Below are 370 nucleotides of genomic sequence, written 5' to 3' on the forward strand. Positions count from 1 at the left end.
CGAAGGTCGTGCAGGTGAGAACTGTGGTATTTTATTACGTGGTACTAAGCGTGATGACGTAGAACGTGGTCAAGTATTATCTAAGCCAGGTTCAATCAATCCACACACTACTTTTGAATCAGAAGTTTACGTTCTGTCGAAAGAAGAAGGTGGTCGTCACACTCCATTCTTCAAAGGCTACCGTCCACAGTTTTACTTCCGTACAACTGACGTAACCGGTACTATTGAACTGCCAGAAGGCGTAGAGATGGTAATGCCTGGTGACAACATCAAGATGGTTGTTACGCTGATTTGCCCAATCGCGATGGACGAAGGTTTACGCTTCGCAATTCGTGAAGGTGGCCGTACAGTAGGCGCTGGTGTTGTAGCT

1 pseudogene is annotated in these 370 nt (G+C 46.5%); it reads left to right on the forward strand.

Annotated features, from left to right (window positions below):
• Nucleotides 1–370 (forward strand): annotated as a pseudogene (tuf, locus tag HG547_RS20680) (elongation factor Tu); the annotation flags it as partial.

Origin of the sequence: Shewanella sp. DNRA4 (genome assembly GCF_012843185.1) — a bacterium.
GTDB classification, from domain to species: Bacteria; Pseudomonadota; Gammaproteobacteria; order Enterobacterales; family Shewanellaceae; genus Shewanella; species Shewanella xiamenensis.